An 18,276-nucleotide genomic window follows, 5' to 3' on the forward strand; every position below is an offset into this window, starting at 1 on the left:
CGTAGGCAGCTATGGTTTTAGTGGTCCAGCAAGCTGCGCGACGCCGATTGGTGGGCACCAAACAGTGACACCGGGCGCTGTGGGGCAGCGCGCACAGTGCTGGGCGCGGGCGTGCTGGCGGACGCCGTGTGAACGGGCGCAGGCACGCGCGTGGCAACTGCTGAGGGGTGGCCCCAGAACGCATGCAGCTCCCAGGGCTCCTCATCCTCGGGCATGAGGGGTAGTCCAGCATGCAGGCTGTGCGCATGGGGCTGTGTCTTGCGCTGGTATTTTTTCAGCGCCCAGGCACCCAGCCCAAACCACAGCGGCATGGCCAGCATGGCGACATAGGACAGCAGCACCATCTCATTGCTCAGCTGCGGCGCATAGCCGACACCGAACAACGCCACCAGTGCCAGCGCACAGCCCACCATCAGATACACCGCCAGCAGGGCCGACGAGGTGAAGCGGCCCTCTTGCAGCGCACGCTGGGGTGCAGGAGACGCGGTGGTGATGGGGGACGGGGCGGAAGACATCCAGAACTCTCAGAACAGGGGAACAAACACCGCGCCAGACGCCAAGCGGGGGCGATGCCACTGCGGGAATGCAGCACTGGGGGGTTGATGTATATCCGGCATGGGAGCGAAACTATAGTGAATATAGGTAAATACCCTTGTTTGTAGGGAGATGCATGCGCGATGGCGTTCGAAGCCGTTATGCATGAAAAGTGGCGCAAGTCTTGGTGCAGCAAGCGCTACCAGCTACGGTTATTGCGGCAGCAGTCCACCGAAGCCTCGGCTTGCCACGGGTGAAAAAAAGGGAGCCAGAAGGCTCCCTTGTCTGTGTGGCGCTGTGCGCAATTACTTCTTGCGCCCAGCAATGGCTTTCTCGGCCATATCGACCAGGTTGGTGCCAATCTGGGGCTTCCACTTGGTGTAGACGCCCTTGGTGGCATCGGCAAATGCCTTGCGCTGTTCGGCGTTCAGGTCGGTCACCTGCACACCCAGGCCGGCCAGGTCTTTGATCAGCGGCTTGTCAGCTTCCATCGTGCCCTTGCGCGAAATGGCGATCTGCTCCTTGGCGGCATCCAGCGCGGCTTGCTTGACGATGGCCTGGTCTTCCGGTGTCCAGCTGGCCCACACGTCCTTGTTCACCACGTAGATCAGCGGGTCGTTCATGTAGCCCCACAGGGTCATGTATTTTTGACCCACGGTGTTGAGCTTGGCGGCCATGTACACGGGCACGGGGTTTTCCTGGCCGTCGACAGCACCGCTGGCCATGGCGGGCTGCGCATCGGCCCAGCTCATCTGCGTGGGGTTGGCGCCCAAGGCGGTGAAGGTGTCCAGGAACAGTGGCGAACCGACCACGCGGATCTTCAGGCCCTTCAGATCTTTAGGCTTGGCAATCGCGTGCTTGGAGTTGGAGATTTCGCGGTAGCCGTTCTCGCCCCAGGCCAGTGGCAGCACACCCGCCTTGTCGATGGTCTTGAAGATTTCCTGGCCGACCTGGCCTTGCACCACGGCGTCTACTGCCGCGTAGTCGGGGAACAAGAAGGGCAGCGAGAAAAGATTCAGCGCCTTCACCTGGGGCGACCAGTTGATGGTGGAGCCCACGGCCATGTCGATCACGCCCTGGCGAATGGCGCTGAATTCGCGCGTCTGGTCGCCCTGTACCAGCGAGGTGCCGGGATAGAGCTTGATGTTGATGCGACCCTGGGTACGCTCACGGACCTTGTTGGCCCAGATTTCTGCGCCCTTGCCCCAGGGGAAGGCCGTGCCCAGCACAATGGACAGGCGGTATTCGCTCTTGTACTTGGCCTGGGCGTGCGCTGCGGGCAGGCCGAGCGTGAGCAAGGTGGCAGCTGCCGCCGTAGCGGTCAGAAAGGTACGCAGTTGCATGGGGGTCTCCTGGGTTAAAAATCGTTGTGTTGCGTGAAACCACGGCACGGAAAAGTACGGCGGCCCCTTCGCAGACACCGCGCCAGGGCCGCCCCGTTGCGCTGGTGTGAACCCTCTACCGCGTGCGAGGCAGAGGGCACGGTTCAATCGATCCATCGCGGTGGCTCAATAGCCCAGTTGGGCTGGCAGCCACAGCGCCAGTTGCGGGAAGGCAATCACCAGCAGCATCACCACAAACATGGCCAGCAGCATGGGGATGACCCAGCGGATGGTGGACTCCATCTGCACATTGGCAATCCGGCAAGACACCATGAGGTTCACCGCCAGCGGCGGGGTGAACTGGCCCAGCGCCACCTTCAGCGTGAGGATGACGCCAAACCACACGGGGTCCCAGCCGTAGTGCTGCATGATGGGCAGCAGCAGCGGCACAAAGATCAGGAAGATGGAGATGCCGTCCAGGAACATGCCCACGGTGATGAGCAGCAGGATCAGTAGCATCAGCACGCCGTATTCGCCCAGACCGGAGTTGACGATGGCCTTGGCCACCGGGTCGATCACGCCCAGGGTGGACAGTGAGAAGGCAAAAATACCGGCCAGCGAGACCACCAGCAAGATCACCGCCGACAGCTCGCCCGCCTCGCGCAGGATGGGAAACAGATCACGCACTTTGATGGTGCGGTGAATCACCATGCCCACAAACAGACCGTAGAACACGGCGACCACTGCGGCCTCAGTCGGGGTGAACCAGCCGGCGCGCATGCCGCCCAGAATCAGCACCGGTGCGGTCAGGCCCCAGATGGCTTCCTTGAAGCTTTTCCAGAGCGCAGGGCGGGGCAGGGAAGCCTCCAGCGCGCCCATCTTGTGACGGCGCGACATCCACACAGCGGGAACGATCAACGCCAGGCCCGCGAGCACGCCGGGAATCATGCCCGCCGCAAACAAGGCCGGCACGGAGGCCCCTGGCACCAGCACCGAGTAAATGATGAAGGCCACCGAAGGTGGAATCAGAATATCGGTGGCCGCTGCTGCGCCCACCACGCTGGCCGAGAAGCTGTTGGGGTAACCGGCGCGTGCCATGGCCGCAATCATCACCCCGCCCACGGCAGCGGCATTGGCCGGGCCGGAGCCCGAAATACCGCCCAGGAACATGGCCACGGCAATCGCCACCAGCGGCAGCATGCCCGCACCACGGCCCACAATCGCAATCGCAAAATTGACCAGCCGCGCGGCGACGCCCGAGCGGTCAAAGATGGAGCCCACCAGCACAAACATGGGAATGGCCAGTAGCGGGTACTTGCCCAAGCCTGCGTAGAAGTTCTGCGGCACGGCCAGCAGACCGAACCACTGCACATCGGCATTCGCCAGCGCGATACAGGCTGCGCCGGCCAGGCCCAGGGCAGCGCCGATGGGCACGCCCAGAAACATCAGCACCAAAAAGGCAACAAACAGCAGCGTGGCGATCATGCTTGCTCCTTGTCGGTGGCGGTGTCCGTGTCTTCCACGGTGTCTTCGTACGTGGCACGGCCCTGGCGCAGCCACAACCCCAGTGCGCGCGCGGTGATGGCCAGCGAGCAAATGGGCAGCCAGATGGAATACCACCACTGCGGCACGCCAATGCCGGGCGAGCTCTCCTCATGGCGCCAATCGTCCCAGACGATGCGCGCGCTGAGCACCGCAATCAATATGAAAAGCAGAGCTACCATCGCAGAGCCAAGGCGGGCTAGCGCCTTTTTTCGTGCTGCACTGCCGCGGCGTGTCAGAAATTCGATGCGGATGTGCAGATCGCGCGCCACAGCGGCGCCACCGGCCACCATGGCCAGCAAGATCATGAGGAAGATGGAGATTTCTTCGGTCCACGCAAACGAGGCGTCGGTGAAATAGCGGACCAGTACGTTGGCAAACGTGATCAAGGCCAGCAAGGCCATGATGATGACGGTGAGCCAATCTTCAATGCGCAGGGCACGTGGCTCGTCAGCGCCTTCGGCTTCAGGAGCCGGGCTGGGTGTGGGATGGGGCATGTCGCGGAATCGGTAACAGAAGCAATACGGGAAGCTAGTGCGATTCCGGAACAGGTGGTGTTGTGCACGCGCCGCCGGACGCTGAGCCCTAGCACGGATGGGTGCCAGAACGCGTAATGCATTATTGGAGCTTTCCTTGACCTTGCCTATGCGGAACGTCCCCAAGCGTCAGATTGCGGCAAGGCGATAATCTGCGGTATGGAAACAAAATGGCTTGAAGACTTTGTCAGTCTGGCTGAAACGCGCAGTTTCAGCCGCTCCGCCCAACTGCGCCATGTGACGCAGCCCGCGTTCTCACGCCGTATTCAGGCGCTGGAAGCATGGGCGGGCACCGATCTGGTGGACCGCAGCTCTTACCCGACGCGTCTGACGTCTGCGGGAAAGACCATGTACGACCAGGCCCTGGAGATGCTGCAGTCGCTGCAAAGCACGCGCTCGATGCTGCGTGCCCACTCCAGCAGCGACAAGGGCATGGTCGGCTTTGCCGTGCCGCATACGCTGGCCTTCACCTTCTTTCCCTCTTGGGTGTCACAGGTGCAGGAGCAGTTCGGTTCGTTCAAAAGCCGCCTGATTGCGCTGAATGTGCACGACGCCGTAATGCGCCTGGTGGAAGGTGGCTGTGACCTGCTGATTGCCTATCACCACAGCTCACAGCCTTTCCAGCTGGACACCTCGCGCTATGAAATGGTGCGCCTGGGTGAAGAGCTGCTGGCACCGTATGCCAAACCGGATGCCCATGGGCAGCCCATGTTCATGCTGCCGGGTACGGCGGGTGAGCCGCTGCCCTTCCTGGCTTACGGCCCTGGCGCCTATCTGGGGCGCTTGACAGAGCTGCTGCTGAAAGAAGCCGACATGCCGGTGCACCTGGAGCGTGTCTATGAAACCGACATGGCCGAAGGCCTGAAGGCCATGGCCATCGAAGGCCACGGCGTGGCATTTCTGCCTTACAGCGCCGTGCGCAACGAATTGGCCAGCGGGCGCCTGGTCAGTGCCGTGCCAGCTGGCTCCAGCAAGTTCCAGCTGCCCATGGATGTGCTGGCGTACCGCGAAAAGCCCACCGGCAAAGACGCCGCCAAGACCGTGGTTGAGGCGCTGTGGAGCTTTTTGCAGCAACTGGCGGCGGAGCAGGAACAAGGCAAAGCCAGCTAGCTGGCACAAAGCTTGCAAAAGCTGGGGTATACCCCTCTCTGGCACAGCGACTTCCCGAGGCGATTGGGAGGTCGCTTTTTTTATGGCCCGGTGTTTGGACAGAAAAAATGCGCCAACCAAGGGTTTGTACGGAGCAAACTTGTGCGTGAAACAAGTTTGAACCTTTTACGATGGAAGTCATTCCGCTTGGCGATGTGAGAGGGCGGTAATTCCTGTCACACATATGACAATGTGTGGCAGATTATGTACAACATGCATGACCCTATGCTGCGAGCGCAGGGCCGGCTGGTTCACCAAGATTGATTTGAGGAGCACTGTATGAAGAAACATTTGCTGGCTGTAGCTGTGATGGCACTGGCAACGGGTAGCGCCATGGCGCAGGCGAATGACACGCTGGCCAAGGTCAAGGGATCTGGCAGCATTTCGCTGGGTGTGCGTGAATCCTCGGGCGCGCTGGGTTACACCCTGGGCGATGGCAAGTACGTGGGTTTCCACACGGAAATGGCCGAAAACGTGGCTGCGGACATCGCCAAGCAACTGGGCGTGAAAGTGGAGAAGAAGTACCAGCCCGTGACTTCGCAAAACCGTATCCCCCTGGTGGTGAACGGCACGGTGGATCTGGAGTGCGGCTCCACCACCAATGACCTGAATCGCCAAAAGGATGTGGACTTCGCCAACACCACTTATGTGGAGCAAGTGCGCATTGCTGTGAACGCCAAGTCGGGCATCAACGATGTCAAGGACCTGAACGGCAAGACCGTGGCCACCACCACAGGCACCACATCGGTGCAACTGCTGCGCCAGAACAAGCGCGCTGAAGGCATTGAGTTCAAGAACATCATGGGCAAGGACCACGCCGACAGCTTCCTGCTGCTGGAAACAGGCCGTGCCGATGCGTTTGTGATGGACGGCTCCATCCTGGCGGGCAACATCTCCAAGTCCAAGAACGCCAAGGACTTCAAGATCGTGGGCGAGCCGCTGTCCACCGAGCCAATCGCTTGCATGGTGCGCAAGAACGACCCCGCTTTCCTGAAGGCCGTGAACGATTCGATCGCTCGCCAAGTCAAGGATGGCACGCTGGCCAAGCTGTGGGACAAGTGGTTCATCCAGCCTATCCCTCCAGCGAACGTGGCGGTGGGCCTGCCTTTGTCGGAAGCGACCAAGAACGCCTGGAACCATCCCAACAACAAGCCTAAAGAAGATTACAACCAGTAATTTTTGATCCGCTGAACGCCCCGACTGCTGCTCTGCGGGTCGGGGCGTTTTCTGTTGGACGGCATGTCCCCACATGCTGCTGCTGGGTAATTGGAAGGAAATCCTATGAATTGGGATTGGCAAATGTTCTGCCAGGACACGCTGGACCGCGAATTGCGCGAAGGCTGCTTTGGCAAAGATGGCGACATCACCTATTTGGACTGGATGTTGTCGGCATGGGGCTGGACGGTATCCGTCTCGCTCCTGGCCTTGATTTTGGCTTTGGTCACGGGTGTGGTGATTGGTACGCTGCGTACCCTGGAAAACCGCCCCTGGACGGTGCGTTTTGGTAATGCGTGGGTGGAGTTCTTCCGCAACATTCCATTGCTGGTGCAAATTTTTATCTGGTACCACGTGGTGCCAGCGATCTTCCCGTCGATGAAGTCCGTCTCGGGCTTTACGCTGGTGGTGATTGCGCTGGGTCTGTTTACGTCGGCACGTATTGCGGAGCAGCTGCGCTCGGGCATTCAGGCACTGCCACGTGGCCAGCGCTATGCGGGCATGGCCATGGGCTTTACCACCTGGCAAACCTACCGCTATGTGCTGCTGCCCAACGCGTTTCGCATCATCATCCCGCCGCTGACCAGCGAGACGATGAACATCTTCAAGAACTCATCGGTGGCGTTTGCCGTGTCGGTGACGGAGCTGACCATGTTCGCCATGCAGGCACAGGAAGAGACTGGGCGCGGCATTGAGGTGTATCTGGCGGTGACGGGTCTGTACATCATCTCGGCCTTCACCATCAACCGCATCATGGCCTTCATTGAAAAACGCTCGCGCGTGCCCGGCATGGTTGCACCGACTGCGTCGGGAGGTCACTAAGCCATGAACTTCTCTTTAGATTGGTCTTTTTACAACTGGGACCTGATCAGCAATTTCGTGATCAAGGGTCTGGGTTTCAGCGTGATGCTGACGGTGATCGCCACCTTGGGCGGCATCTTCTTTGGCACGTTGCTGGCACTGATGCGTTTGTCGGGCAAGAAGTGGCTGGATGTGCCCGCCACCATCTATGTCAACGGCATGCGCTCCATCCCGCTGGTGATGGTGATTCTGTGGTTCTTTCTGCTGGTGCCGCTGGTCATTGGCAAGCCCATCGGGGCGGAGCTGTCGGCCATCATCACCTTCATCGCCTTTGAGGCGGCGTACTTCTCCGAAATCATGCGCGCGGGCATCCAGTCGATTCCGCGTGGTCAGGTCTATGCAGGCCAGGCCATGGGCATGACGTATGGCCAGAACATGCGCTTGGTGATCCTGCCCCAGGCTTTCCGCAACATGCTGCCGGTGCTGCTGACGCAGACCATCATCTTGTTCCAGGACACATCGCTGGTGTATGCGATTGGCGCTTACGACATGCTCAAGGGCTTTGAAGTGGCGGGCAAGAACTATGGCCGCCCCATGGAAGCGTATTTGGCTGCCGCTGTTATTTACTTTGTGATCTGCTTTGCCCTGTCGTATCTGGTCAAGCGGCTGCACAAAAAGATCGCCATCATCCGTTGATGCGCGCGGTCTGAAAGATTGAGGATTTATTCATGATCGAACTCAAGAACGTCTCCAAGTGGTACGGCAACTTCCAGGTGCTCAATGACTGCTCCACCAACATCCAAAAGGGTGAAGTGGTGGTGGTGTGCGGGCCTTCGGGCTCGGGCAAGTCCACGCTGATCAAGACCATCAACGCGCTGGAGCCTATCCAGCAAGGTGAGATCTGGGTCAACGGCACGGCTGTGCATGACACCAAGAAAACCAATCTGCCCCAGCTGCGCTCCAAAGTGGGCATGGTGTTTCAGCACTTTGAACTGTTCCCCCACCTGACGGTGACGGAGAACCTGACGATTGCGCAGATCAAGGTGCTGGGCCGCTCGGCCGACGACGCCAAGGTGCGTGGCCTGAAGATGCTCGACCGCGTGGGCCTGACGGCGCACAAGGACAAGTTCCCCGGCCAACTCTCCGGCGGTCAGCAGCAGCGCGTGGCGATTGCCCGTGCGCTGTCCATGGACCCCATCGTTATGCTGTTTGACGAACCCACATCGGCCCTGGACCCCGAAATGGTCGGCGAAGTGCTGGACGTGATGGTGGGCCTGGCCAACGAAGGCATGACCATGATGTGCGTGACGCACGAAATGGGCTTTGCCAAGAAGGTGGCCAGCCGCGTGATCTTCATGGATGTGGGTGGCAAGATTCTGGAAGATTGCACCAAGGAAGATTTCTTTGGCAAGCCCGACGAGCGCCAGCCGCGTACCAAGGACTTCCTCAGCAAGATTCTGCAGCACTGATCGCTGCGGTCATCGCGCAAAAAAGCCGCTGGAGTCAGCGGCTTTTTTATGCATCAAATTGGCTGTTAGCGCTTGTGCAGCAAGTGCTCATAGCTATGAATGCAGTAGTTGATGCGGCGCAGCTGCACGCGTGGCGTGGCTTACCCCTGCTCGGCCAGCTCTTCGTGGTGATCGGCAGCGCCGTGCTTCCAGTAGGCCGAAATGCGCATGACCTTGGGCGATGCGCCCTTGGCCACCACAATTTTGCGTAGCGCAGCCATGTCGCTGTGCTCGCCAGCGGCCCAGATGAAACCGGGCGTTTGCGGCAGGCTCAAGGCATCAGCCGCTGCAGTGAGCGCGTCGACCCATTGCAGATCCACCTGTGCTTCAGAGGGCAGGGCGCGGCGGTCGGCCTCGGGTACGGCCAGGCGCACGGTGACCTGGGCACTGGCAGGCAGCTCAGCCAGTGCACGCTCAACGGCGGGCAGACCGCTGCTGTCGGCCAGCATCCAGTACCAGTCAAAGTCTTTGCGGATCACCATGGAGCCGCGTGGGCCGGCCACGCCCACCCACGAGCCCATGGGTGCAGTGCGGGCCCATTCGGTGGCGGGGCCCTGCTCATGCAGGGCAAAGTCGACGGTCAAGGTGTTCGTGGTCCAGCGCAGCGGGGTGTAGTCGCGCATGGCAGGGCGAGGGCCATCGATGAAGGGCTTGCCATCCATCATTTCGGGCAGCAGCGGCTTGTCGTAGCCTGGTTGGGGCAGCAGCAGTTTGAAGTGATCGTCGAAACCGTCACTGGCAAAGTCGCGCAGCTCACCCACCAGGGTCAGGCGCACCAAGTTGGGGCTGATTTGCTCGCGCGAGAGCAGCTGCAGGTGGCGCGCCTTGAAAGGGTGGCGCACGCGTTCAAACGCGGGGGCGGTGTGATGGTTGGCTGTTGTCATATGTAGTTTTTTTAAATGAGAGTATTTCTCATTATGCACAGACTCGCGCAGCTTGCAGGCTGTGCAGTCAATGGGAAAATAGGGGCATGACTGCCACCACGACCCCCACCACCCTGACGATCACCCGCCCCGATGACTGGCATTTGCACGTGCGCGATGGCGAAGCCATGCGCTGCGTGGTGCCCCACAGCGCACGCCAGATGGGCCGCGCCATCATCATGCCCAACCTCAAGCCGCCCGTCACCACGGCTGAGATGGCGCTGGCCTACCGCGAGCGCATTCGCTCGGCGGTGCCCGCAGGCAACCGTTTTCAGCCCCTGATGACGCTGTACCTGACCGACAAGCTGGGCCCCGATGAGATCGTGCGTGCCAAGGCCGCAGGTGCCGTGGCTTGCAAGTTGTACCCTGCCGGTGCGACCACCAACTCCGACCACGGCGTGACGGATCTGCGCAAAATTTACCCCACGTTGCAAGCCATGCAGCGCGAAGGCCTGGTGTTGCTGGTGCACGGCGAAGTCACCGACCCCAGCGTTGACCTGTTTGACCGTGAAGCCATGTTCATCGAGCAGCAACTGCAGCCGCTGCGCAAAGATTTTCCGGAGCTGAAGATCGTCATGGAACACGTGACCACCAAGGACGCAGCCGAGTACGTGGCCGCCGCCGACGGTTTTCTGGCTGCCACCATCACGCCCCAGCACTTGCTGTTCAACCGCAATGCCATCTTTTTGGGCGGCGTGCGCCCGCACTTTTACTGCCTGCCCGTGCTCAAGCGCGAAACCCACCGTGTGGCCCTGGTGCAAGCGGCCACCAGCGGCAGCAAGAAGTTCTTCCTGGGCACCGACAGTGCACCGCATGCAGCCCACCTGAAGGAAGCGGCCACGGGCTGCGCCGGTTGCTACAGCGCGCATGCGGCCATCGAGATGTATGCCGAGGTGTTTGACGGCGTGGGCGCGCTGGACAAGCTTGAAGCCTTTGCGGCGTTCAACGGCGCAGACTTCTACGGCCTGCCGCGCAACACCGACACCATCACCCTGGTCAAAGAAAGCTGGACGCCAGCCGTGAGCTTTGAATACGGTGAAGGCGCCCAACTGAAGCCGCTGCGCTTTGGCGAAGCCCTGCCATGGAAGATGCTGGATTAAAAACAGGAGCGGCATGCGCTGGATGTGTAAGAACTTCCATTGCAAATCATGCCGAGATGCCGAAAGGAGCTGCGCAAGCAGCTCCTTTTTTTATTGCGCAGCCATAAGGCACGACAGCCTATCTGAGCGTCAAAGGGCTGCTTCTGCATGGTAGGAGTAATTGTGAGCGAATGTTAAAAAAGACAGTGAAAGCCGTCTTTCTGTCTAAGATGCCGCGATTCATCTGTTGCTGAATGGGCTCTCAACCGCTGGCGGGGCTGGTTGCATGGGCTTTCCCGGGGCCAGATCTGGCACCGAGGCTCAGCGCAGCCCTTGGCCTGCTTTGCGCAGCGCACTCCGAAAGACCCGAGATGCAACTTTCTACCGTGGTTCTTGCTGCAGCCTGGCTGTTTTTTGCCGGGGTAAGTTGGGCGCAGGCGCCGGTCCATCCCCAGTCTGTGCAGCCCCAAGGGGAATATGCGCAGATTGACATGCGCCTGAGCCGGGCGTCGCTGGCCTTGCTGGCAGAAGGTACGCCGCAGGATCAGCAGGATGTGCTGGCTTTGCTGCGCACGCAGCCGTCCAAGTTTCAGCCGCCGGTGCTGTATGCGGCTTCGCAGACCTTGTGGCAAGCGGGGGAGAAGGACGAGGCAGCTTTCTGGTTCTATGCGGGCCAGCTGCGCGCGCGCATGGATGCCAACCTCAGCGCAGACCGCAGTGCGGCTCAGGCCGTTTCGGTTCTCAATGGCCGTTATGGGCAACCCATCAACCAGCATGTGCTGCAGGACCTGGACAAGGCCGAGCAACTGATGGCGCGTGTGCAAAAGTGGGATCTGCAAACCCCTTATGGCTACGACCGACGCTGGATCAATCTGCATGGCATGCAGGCCATGATGGCATCCATGAACCCGGGCCAAGCGACCCAGCCACTGAGCCAGCCGCAGGAGCAGTGGGCGGCCATCATTGCGCAAACGCGCAGCGACTACTTTGAAGGCTTTCAGGCGTCTTTGGCGCAGTTGCGCGCTGCGTCTGAGGCCCAGCGCTGAGGCACGCCCAGAGCGCCTTCAGCAACTATTTTCTACAACGGAGAAGGAGAAGAGAGTGAACGTTCGTACTATGAGCACAGCCTTGGCGCTGACAGGTCTGCTGGCAGCCACGGCCCACGCAGCAGCACCGGATGAGACATCCGTCAAACTCATCGGTCTGTCCGCATCCATGAATGAGATGGCCATCGCCTGCGGCCATATGTCGGCCAGCGACGTGGCCGCAGCGCAGGTCAAGCAGCGCCAGGCCATGCTCGACCAAGGCGTGGGCGCCAAGGAATACGACAAGACCTACGCCGATGCCCGGACCAGCGTTTTGAAAAAGTGGGAGGGCGTGAGCAAGCAACAGCAGCAAAGCTCTTGCGCACAGCTCAAGGCCTACGGCGAACAAGCCGCAGCGACCGCACGCAAGCTGGAGCAGCAACTCGACGCGGCGACAGGCAAGCCTGCCAAGTAAGGGGCGAGTGCCTTACGGGTACAGCGGGCTCATGCCTGTGGGCGGGAACTTGTTTACCATGGTGGTGCGCTTGCGCAATGACCATGGTGAACCGGTTTCCAGTGCCCGCTTCAGGAGATTGCATGCCCACAGATGCCCAGCCCCGTATTGCCTTGCTGATTGATGCTGACAACGCGCCGGCGGAGATGATTGATGAGATCCTCACGGAGTTGTCCACCTTCGGTGTGATCAATACGCGCCGGGCGTACGGCAACTGGACCAAGTCGGGCTTGCATGGCTGGCAGAACAAGCTGCTGGAATACGCCATCCGGCCGATGCAGCAGTTTGACTATTCCAAGGGGAAAAACGCCACCGATATGGCCATGACGGTGGATGCCATGGAGCTGCTCTACACCGAGCAGCCCGACGCATTTGGCATCGTGTCGTCGGACGCTGATTTCACCCCGTTGGTCATGCATTTGCGCTCCAAAGGCGCCGCCGTGTATGGTTTTGGTGCCGAGCAAACACCCAAAGCCTTTGTGAATGCCTGCTCCCGCTTTCTGTATTTTGATGCGCTTTTGGAGCTGGGTGACGGCATTACCAGCCGCAGTGACCGCCGTGACTCCGCGGAAGTGATTGCGGAGCCCAAGCCGCCAGCGGCATTGCCGCAGCCGTCAGCGCCCCATACCTCTGTGGCCAATGGCAAGGTGCCCGGTGGAACAGGAACGGCTGCGCCTTCGGTCTTCAGCTTGCGTGTGCCCACGCATATGTTGCGTGAGGACAAGCCACTGCTGTCCATGCTGTGTGATGCAGTCAAAGCCACGCAGGACGAAACCGGCTGGGCGCGCGTGGCGGCGGTTGGAACGCACATTGGCAACAAGCTGTCTTTTGATGCGCGCAACTATGGCTATGCCACGTTGACCAAGCTGCTGGCCGCAACCCAGGCGTTTGAGTTGCGCGATGAAGGCACGCCGCGCGTGTCTGTGCGCGATCCCTCGTGCGGGGCGACCTAGGCCGCAGCCCCCGCGAGCCTGGGAACTTCCTGCAGCGGCAGCTGCTCCAAGGCAGCATTGCCATCTATGATGGCAGCCGTATTAGTAGCGCGCACCCCGATACAACTTGAATGAATAACAGCCGGGGTGTGGCAGGTGACAGCGCTTGAATCCGCAGGCTTGGCCCTCATCTTGCAAGCTGAGGCCATGAACCTGTTTTTTCCCCACTGTGGAGAAATCCAAGAATGAAACGTATTGCTCTGTTTTTATTGACCAACATTGCCGTGGTGGTGGTGTTGGGTATCACGGCCAGCTTGCTGGGTCTCAATCGCTTTATTGGCCCCAATGGCCTGAGCATGGGCTCGCTGCTGGGCTTTGCCTTCATCATGGGCTTTGGCGGCGCCATCATTTCGCTGCTGATCTCCAAGCCGGTGGCCAAGTGGTCGTCGGGCGTGCACGTGATTGAACAACCCCGCAATGCCGATGAAGCATGGATTGTGGACACCGTGCGCAAGTTTGCCGACAAGGCCGGCATTGGCATGCCTGAAGTGGGTATCTACGAGGGTGAGCCCAATGCATTCGCAACAGGCGCCTTCAAGAACAGCGCGCTGGTGGCGGTGTCCACCGGTTTGCTACAGGGCATGACCCGGGAAGAGGTGGAGGCCGTAATCGGCCACGAGGTGGCCCACATTGCCAATGGCGACATGGTTACCATGACGCTGATCCAAGGCGTCATGAACACCTTTGTGATCTTCCTCTCGCGCATCGTGGGTTACGCCGTGGACAGCTTTTTGCGCAAGGGTGATTCGGAGAACTCCGGCCCAGGCATTGGCTACTACGTGACCACCATCGTGATGGATATCTTGCTGGGCTTTGTGGCGGCCATCATCGTGGCCTGGTTCTCGCGCCAGCGCGAGTTCCGCGCCGATGCAGGTGCTGCCCAGCTCATGGGCCGCAAGCAACCCATGGTGAATGCGCTGGCCCGCTTGGGCGGCATGGTGCCGGGCGAGCTGCCCAAGAGCATGCAAGCCATGGGTATCACGGGTGGCATTGGCAAGCTGTTCTCCAGCCACCCCCCCATCGAAGAGCGTATTGCTGCGCTGCAAAACGGCCAGCAGTAAGCGCTGCGCGGTGGCGCAGTAGGTGGCGGCCTACTTTGTCACAACTTGCGCAGCTTCTTTACCCTTGCTTTACCGCCAAGATCAGAACCCCGGTCAACATTTGGCCGGGGTTCTTCGTTTCTGGAAGCATGGCCCCTCAAAGGAGTTGCAATGCCATTCACTGTGTCTAATTTTCAACATCGCATCAGCCCCCGTATCTGGGCGGCTGTCGTTGCTGTGGGTGGCGCTTCCGCGCTGAGCGGCTGTGTGGTGGCACCCATGGATGATGGTTATGCCGATTACGGCTACACCAGCACCACGGTGTATACCAACTATGGCTATCCACCGGCGCCGCGGGTGGAGTACCGCACGGTGGCACCTTCGCCCTATCACGTGTGGGTGGGGGGCGACTGGTTCTGGCCGGGTGGCCGCTATGACTGGCGCCCTGGCCGCTGGGCGCAACCGGGCTATCGCCCCGCACCACCACCGCCACGGCCGATGGTGCAGCCCCCTCGGCCGCCCCAGATGATGCCCATGCCCCGGCCGGACAGGCCCATGGTTCGGCCCCCAGAGAACCGGCCCGATCGCCCACCCATGGCACGTCCGGATCCCCGGCCACAGCCCCCCGGAATGCGCCCGGATGGTGGGCAGCGTCCACCCCAGATGCGTCCGGATCAGCCACGTCCTCCGCAGCAGGCGCGCCCTGACCGGCCAGACCGGGATCAAGCCCGTCCGCAGCCGCCGCAGCGCGCAGATGGCGGACAGCGCCGCCCACCGCCACCGCAGCAGCGGGATCGTGAGGACGAGCGCCGTCGCCCTTGACGGGTGGCACGGGAAAGGGCGTGGCCGTGGTTACGCCCACTGTGCAGAGCCTGTGGTGCTCGGCATGCGCACATTCAGCCCGCGACAGCGGGCTTTTTTATGCCGGTGCCATGGCTGGGGCAGCCAGCGCATCGCCGCGCGCTTTGGCGAGCAAAAAATCAATGCAGGTGCGCACGGCCCGGGTCTGGTGGCGATTGGGCAGGTAGAGCAAATACATGTGCGTGCCGAAAATGCTCAGGCGGTAGTCCTGCAAAGTGGTCAGCACCTCCCCGCTGGCCACCTTGTCCTGCACCACGTAGTCGGGCACCAGGCCCACACCCAGGCTGGCCAGAATGCCCTGGCGCAGAAAGGGGAAGTGCTCGGAGATGATGGTCGGCTCCAGCGTTACTTCCTGGCGCTCCAGGCCCTGGTAAGCCGCCAGACGCAGCTGGCGGCCCATGACGCCTGCGGTAATCAGCGGGCTGCCGTGCAGCTCCATCAGTGTTTGGGGCAGACCGTGCTGCTGAGCGTATGTGGCGGAGGCGCAGGCCACATAGCGCACATCGCCCAGGCTGCGTGCCACTACGGACAGCGGGGGCTCCTGCATCACGCGAATGGCAATGTCCACCTCATCGCGCAGATTGTCGGCACGGTTTTCAAACAGCACGTCCAGCACGATGCCTGGGTACAGCCGTTTGAATTCGATCAGCCAGTCGCTCACCACGATCTGCCCGTAGCCACTGGGAACGCTGATGCCTACGCGACCGCGCAGCTCTTGCCCCAGGCTGGTGATGGTTTCGCGTGCGGCCAGGATTTCGTTGTGGATGTTGCGCCCGTGTTCGTACAGGCGAAGCCCCACCTCGGTGGGCTCCACCCGGCGCGTGGTGCGCTTGACCAGTTGCACGCCCACAGACTTTTCCAGTTGCCCCAGGTGGTAGCTGACATTGGCACGTGTCATCTTCAGTTTGCGGGCCGCCTGGCTGAGGTTGCCGCTGTCGATGATCTCCACCAGCAGGGTGAGTGATTGCAGGTCCATCGAGGGTTTTCCCTTGGTATTGTTCAAAGTTATTTGACGGTCTGTCAATTTTTTGAGGAATTGTAAAGAAGCATTGTCGTAGTAAAAACGGCTTTTCCTATCCAAGAACATCCGGAGATACGCGCCATGAGTTCCGCAAGCAGCACTTCCGTCGTACAGACTCGCCTTGATGGTGAGGTTTTGGTGGTCAGCATCAACAACCCGCCAGTCAACGCATTGGGCCAGGCGGTACGCGCTGGTTTACTGGCAGCGGTTGAGCAGGCGGCGGCAGATGCGGCCGTCAAGGCCCTGCTGATCGTGGGTGAAGGCAAGGCCTTTATCGCTGGCGCGGACATCCGTGAGTTCGGCAAGCCTGCCGTGGCGCCTTCGTTGCCCGAGGTGTGCAACGCCATCGAAGCCAGCAACAAGCTGGTGGTGGCCGCCGTTCACGGCTCCGCACTGGGCGGTGGCTTGGAAATCGCTTTGTCGGCCCACTACCGCCTGGCGCTGCCCAAGGCATTGCTGGGTCTGCCCGAAGTGAACCTGGGCTTGCTGCCCGGCGCCGGTGGCACCCAGCGCGCACCGCGCGTGATGGGTGTGAAGGCTGCCACCGAGCTGATGCTCAGCGGCAAGCACCTGAGCGCCAAGGCCGCTGCTGCCGCCGGGTTGGTAGACAAGCTGGTGGAAGGCGATGATGTCGCTGCCGCTGGTTTGGCCTACACCCGTGAATTGCTGGCCGCTGGCACGGCCGTGCGCCGCACCCGTGACATTGAGATCACTGACAAGGTCACCGCGTTGGCGGACCTGGAAGCGCTGGCCATCGACACCGCCAAAAAGGCGCGAGGCCTGTTCTCTCCGCTGAAGATCATTGAGTGCGCCAAGGCTGCAGTGACCCAGTCGTTCGAAGAAGGTCTGGCCACCGAGCGTGCGTTGTTCCTGCAGTGCCTGGAAAGCCCCCAGCGCCAGGGCCTGATCCATGCGTTCTTTGCTGAGCGTGAAACCGCCAAGATTCCCGAAGCCAAGGCTGCAGCACCGCGCGACTTCCGCACGCTGGCCATCATTGGTGGCGGCACCATGGGTGCGGGCATCACCGTGGCTGCCCTGGATGCTGGCTACCCCGTGATCATGGTCGAGCGCGATGCCGAATCCATCGCCCGTGGCCAGGCCAATGTGGAAAAGGTCTACAACGGCCTGATCGCCAAGGGCCGCATGACCGAAGAAGGCAAGGCCGCCATCATGGCGCGCTACACCCCTTCGACCAGCTACGACGACCTGAAGGAGGTCGACCTGGTGATCGAAGCCGTGTTTGAAGACCTGGAAGTCAAAAAAGCGGTGTTCAAGGAACTGGACCGTGTGTGCAAGCGCTGCGCCGTGCTGGCCACCAACACGTCCTACCTGGACATTGACGCGATTGCCAATGCCACCGCACGCCCGCAAGACGTGATTGGCCTGCACTTCTTCAGCCCCGCCAACATCATGAAGCTGCTGGAAATCGTGGTGCCCGCCAAGGTGAGCGCCGACGTGGTGGCCACAGCCTTCGAATTGGCCAAGAAGCTGAAAAAAGTGCCGGTGCGCGCTGGTGTGTGCGATGGCTTCATCGGCAACCGTATCTTGGCGGTGTACAAGCAGGCGGCCGACTACATCATGGAAGACGGCGCATCGCCCTATGAAATTGACGAAGCCGTGCGCGGTTTTGGCTACCCCATGGGCCCCTTCCAAGTCACCGACTTGGCTGGTGGCGACATTGGTTGGGCCACCCGCAAGCGCCGCGCTGCCACACGCAACCCTGCAGCGCGCTATGTGGAAGTGGCAGATCGCATCTGTGAAAACGGCTGGTTTGGCCAAAAGACCCAGCGCGGTTTCTACCTGTACCCGCAAGGTGCGCGTGTCGGTCAGCCTGACCCCGAAGTGCTGGCGATTGTCGATGCCGAGCGCGCTAAAAAGGGCGTGACGGTGCGCAAGTTCACCCCCGAAGAAATCATCCGCCGCTACATGGCCAGCATGGTCAACGAAGGCGCCAAGGTCGTGGAAGAGGGCATTGCCCTGCGCCCACTGGATGTGGACGTGACCTTTATCTCCGGCTACGGCTTCCCCCGTTTCCGTGGCGGCCCCATGAAGTGGGCGGACATGCAGGGCCTGGACAAGGTGCTGGCCGATATCAAAGAGTTTGAGCAGGAAGACCCGCTGTTCTGGAAGCCCGCAGCCTTGCTGGAAAAGCTGGTGGCTGAAGGCAAGAACTTCGATACCTTGAACAAGGCCTGATTCACAGTTTTAGCGTGA

Annotated in this window: 18 protein-coding genes; 12 read left to right on the forward strand and 6 right to left on the reverse strand. The window is 60.9% G+C overall.

The window, feature by feature from the left end:
- Window positions 1–17: 17 nt before the first annotated feature.
- The 4 genes from AC27VO_RS02230 to AC27VO_RS02245 form a co-directional block, all read right to left on the reverse strand.
- A complete protein-coding gene (locus tag AC27VO_RS02230) occupies window positions 18–515 on the reverse strand; it encodes a hypothetical protein (protein ID WP_488665074.1) in 498 nt (165 codons plus the stop codon).
- Window positions 516–839: 324 nt separating this feature from the next.
- Window positions 840–1,877: a DctP family TRAP transporter solute-binding subunit gene (locus tag AC27VO_RS02235; RefSeq protein ID WP_488665075.1), complete on the reverse strand. Its 1,038-nt coding sequence runs from the start codon at window positions 1,875–1,877 to the stop codon at window positions 840–842.
- A gap of 165 nt (window positions 1,878–2,042) precedes the next feature.
- The gene (locus AC27VO_RS02240; protein ID WP_488665076.1) at window positions 2,043–3,341 is read right to left on the reverse strand and encodes a TRAP transporter large permease; all 1,299 of its coding nucleotides are present in this window, start codon (window positions 3,339–3,341) and stop codon (window positions 2,043–2,045) included.
- Window positions 3,338–3,895, reverse strand: a complete 558-nt coding sequence (locus tag AC27VO_RS02245; RefSeq protein WP_488665077.1) for a TRAP transporter small permease — start codon at window positions 3,893–3,895, stop codon at window positions 3,338–3,340. The genes AC27VO_RS02240 and AC27VO_RS02245 overlap by 4 nt, the downstream gene beginning before the upstream one ends.
- Window positions 3,896–4,093: 198 nt before the next feature.
- On the opposite strand from AC27VO_RS02245, the gene AC27VO_RS02250 reads away from it, so the two are divergent.
- The 5 genes from AC27VO_RS02250 (at window position 4,094) to AC27VO_RS02270 (ending at window position 8,568) form a co-directional block, all read left to right on the forward strand.
- Window positions 4,094–5,044: a LysR substrate-binding domain-containing protein gene (locus AC27VO_RS02250; RefSeq protein WP_488665078.1), complete on the forward strand. Its 951-nt coding sequence runs from the start codon at window positions 4,094–4,096 to the stop codon at window positions 5,042–5,044.
- Window positions 5,045–5,362: 318 nt separating this feature from the next.
- Window positions 5,363–6,259: an amino acid ABC transporter substrate-binding protein gene (locus AC27VO_RS02255; protein ID WP_488665079.1), complete on the forward strand. Its 897-nt coding sequence runs from the start codon at window positions 5,363–5,365 to the stop codon at window positions 6,257–6,259.
- Between the two features lie 105 nt (window positions 6,260–6,364).
- A complete protein-coding gene (locus AC27VO_RS02260; protein ID WP_488665080.1) occupies window positions 6,365–7,120 on the forward strand; it encodes an amino acid ABC transporter permease in 756 nt (251 codons plus the stop codon).
- A 3-nt stretch (window positions 7,121–7,123) separates the two neighbouring features.
- Window positions 7,124–7,795, forward strand: coding sequence for an amino acid ABC transporter permease (locus tag AC27VO_RS02265; RefSeq protein WP_488665081.1), 672 nt, complete (start codon window positions 7,124–7,126; stop codon window positions 7,793–7,795).
- A 32-nt stretch (window positions 7,796–7,827) separates the two neighbouring features.
- Window positions 7,828–8,568, forward strand: coding sequence for an amino acid ABC transporter ATP-binding protein (locus AC27VO_RS02270; protein WP_488665082.1), 741 nt, complete (start codon window positions 7,828–7,830; stop codon window positions 8,566–8,568).
- Between the two features lie 140 nt (window positions 8,569–8,708).
- Here the strand turns inward: AC27VO_RS02270 and AC27VO_RS02275 are convergent, their stop codons facing one another.
- Window positions 8,709–9,491, reverse strand: coding sequence for a siderophore-interacting protein (locus tag AC27VO_RS02275; RefSeq protein WP_488665083.1), 783 nt, complete (start codon window positions 9,489–9,491; stop codon window positions 8,709–8,711).
- A gap of 86 nt (window positions 9,492–9,577) precedes the next feature.
- Between AC27VO_RS02275 and pyrC the strand changes: the two genes are divergently transcribed.
- From pyrC to AC27VO_RS02305, 6 genes are all read left to right on the forward strand, one after another.
- The gene (pyrC, locus tag AC27VO_RS02280) at window positions 9,578–10,630 is read left to right on the forward strand and encodes a dihydroorotase (RefSeq protein WP_488665084.1); all 1,053 of its coding nucleotides are present in this window, start codon (window positions 9,578–9,580) and stop codon (window positions 10,628–10,630) included.
- Window positions 10,631–10,980: 350 nt separating this feature from the next.
- The gene (locus AC27VO_RS02285; RefSeq protein ID WP_488665085.1) at window positions 10,981–11,655 is read left to right on the forward strand and encodes a hypothetical protein; all 675 of its coding nucleotides are present in this window, start codon (window positions 10,981–10,983) and stop codon (window positions 11,653–11,655) included.
- Between the two features lie 55 nt (window positions 11,656–11,710).
- The gene (locus AC27VO_RS02290; protein WP_488665086.1) at window positions 11,711–12,109 is read left to right on the forward strand and encodes a hypothetical protein; all 399 of its coding nucleotides are present in this window, start codon (window positions 11,711–11,713) and stop codon (window positions 12,107–12,109) included.
- A 122-nt stretch (window positions 12,110–12,231) separates the two neighbouring features.
- Window positions 12,232–13,101: an NYN domain-containing protein gene (locus AC27VO_RS02295; protein ID WP_488665087.1), complete on the forward strand. Its 870-nt coding sequence runs from the start codon at window positions 12,232–12,234 to the stop codon at window positions 13,099–13,101.
- A gap of 224 nt (window positions 13,102–13,325) precedes the next feature.
- Window positions 13,326–14,201: a protease HtpX gene (gene htpX / locus AC27VO_RS02300; RefSeq protein ID WP_488665088.1), complete on the forward strand. Its 876-nt coding sequence runs from the start codon at window positions 13,326–13,328 to the stop codon at window positions 14,199–14,201.
- A gap of 150 nt (window positions 14,202–14,351) precedes the next feature.
- Window positions 14,352–15,002, forward strand: a complete 651-nt coding sequence (locus AC27VO_RS02305; RefSeq protein ID WP_488665089.1) for a YXWGXW repeat-containing protein — start codon at window positions 14,352–14,354, stop codon at window positions 15,000–15,002.
- Between the two features lie 97 nt (window positions 15,003–15,099).
- Here AC27VO_RS02305 and AC27VO_RS02310 read toward each other — a convergent pair whose 3' ends face one another.
- A complete protein-coding gene (locus AC27VO_RS02310) occupies window positions 15,100–16,017 on the reverse strand; it encodes a LysR family transcriptional regulator (protein ID WP_488665090.1) in 918 nt (305 codons plus the stop codon).
- Between the two features lie 126 nt (window positions 16,018–16,143).
- Here AC27VO_RS02310 and AC27VO_RS02315 point away from each other — a divergent pair, with 126 nt between their 5' ends.
- The gene (locus AC27VO_RS02315) at window positions 16,144–18,258 is read left to right on the forward strand and encodes a 3-hydroxyacyl-CoA dehydrogenase NAD-binding domain-containing protein (RefSeq protein ID WP_488665091.1); all 2,115 of its coding nucleotides are present in this window, start codon (window positions 16,144–16,146) and stop codon (window positions 18,256–18,258) included.
- Window positions 18,259–18,276 lie beyond the last annotated feature (18 nt).

This window comes from Comamonas sp. 14P8.1.4, from assembly GCF_057799285.1.

Excerpts from the sequence above, each read along its gene's own strand:
- AC27VO_RS02230 (WP_488665074.1), bottom strand. The coding sequence starts at position 515 with ATGTCTTCCGCCCCGTCCCCCATCACCACCGCGTCTCCTGCACCCCAG.
- AC27VO_RS02235 (WP_488665075.1), bottom strand. The coding sequence starts at position 1,877 with ATGCAACTGCGTACCTTTCTGACCGCTACGGCGGCAGCTGCCACCTTG.
- AC27VO_RS02240 (WP_488665076.1), bottom strand. The coding sequence starts at position 3,341 with ATGATCGCCACGCTGCTGTTTGTTGCCTTTTTGGTGCTGATGTTTCTG.
- AC27VO_RS02245 (WP_488665077.1), bottom strand. The coding sequence starts at position 3,895 with ATGCCCCATCCCACACCCAGCCCGGCTCCTGAAGCCGAAGGCGCTGAC.
- AC27VO_RS02250 (WP_488665078.1), top strand. The coding sequence starts at position 4,094 with ATGGAAACAAAATGGCTTGAAGACTTTGTCAGTCTGGCTGAAACGCGC.
- AC27VO_RS02255 (WP_488665079.1), top strand. The coding sequence starts at position 5,363 with ATGAAGAAACATTTGCTGGCTGTAGCTGTGATGGCACTGGCAACGGGT.
- AC27VO_RS02260 (WP_488665080.1), top strand. The coding sequence starts at position 6,365 with ATGAATTGGGATTGGCAAATGTTCTGCCAGGACACGCTGGACCGCGAA.
- AC27VO_RS02265 (WP_488665081.1), top strand. The coding sequence starts at position 7,124 with ATGAACTTCTCTTTAGATTGGTCTTTTTACAACTGGGACCTGATCAGC.
- AC27VO_RS02270 (WP_488665082.1), top strand. The coding sequence starts at position 7,828 with ATGATCGAACTCAAGAACGTCTCCAAGTGGTACGGCAACTTCCAGGTG.
- AC27VO_RS02275 (WP_488665083.1), bottom strand. The coding sequence starts at position 9,491 with ATGACAACAGCCAACCATCACACCGCCCCCGCGTTTGAACGCGTGCGC.
- pyrC (WP_488665084.1), top strand. The coding sequence starts at position 9,578 with ATGACTGCCACCACGACCCCCACCACCCTGACGATCACCCGCCCCGAT.
- AC27VO_RS02285 (WP_488665085.1), top strand. The coding sequence starts at position 10,981 with ATGCAACTTTCTACCGTGGTTCTTGCTGCAGCCTGGCTGTTTTTTGCC.
- AC27VO_RS02295 (WP_488665087.1), top strand. The coding sequence starts at position 12,232 with ATGCCCACAGATGCCCAGCCCCGTATTGCCTTGCTGATTGATGCTGAC.
- htpX (WP_488665088.1), top strand. The coding sequence starts at position 13,326 with ATGAAACGTATTGCTCTGTTTTTATTGACCAACATTGCCGTGGTGGTG.
- AC27VO_RS02305 (WP_488665089.1), top strand. The coding sequence starts at position 14,352 with ATGCCATTCACTGTGTCTAATTTTCAACATCGCATCAGCCCCCGTATC.
- AC27VO_RS02310 (WP_488665090.1), bottom strand. The coding sequence starts at position 16,017 with ATGGACCTGCAATCACTCACCCTGCTGGTGGAGATCATCGACAGCGGC.
- AC27VO_RS02315 (WP_488665091.1), top strand. The coding sequence starts at position 16,144 with ATGAGTTCCGCAAGCAGCACTTCCGTCGTACAGACTCGCCTTGATGGT.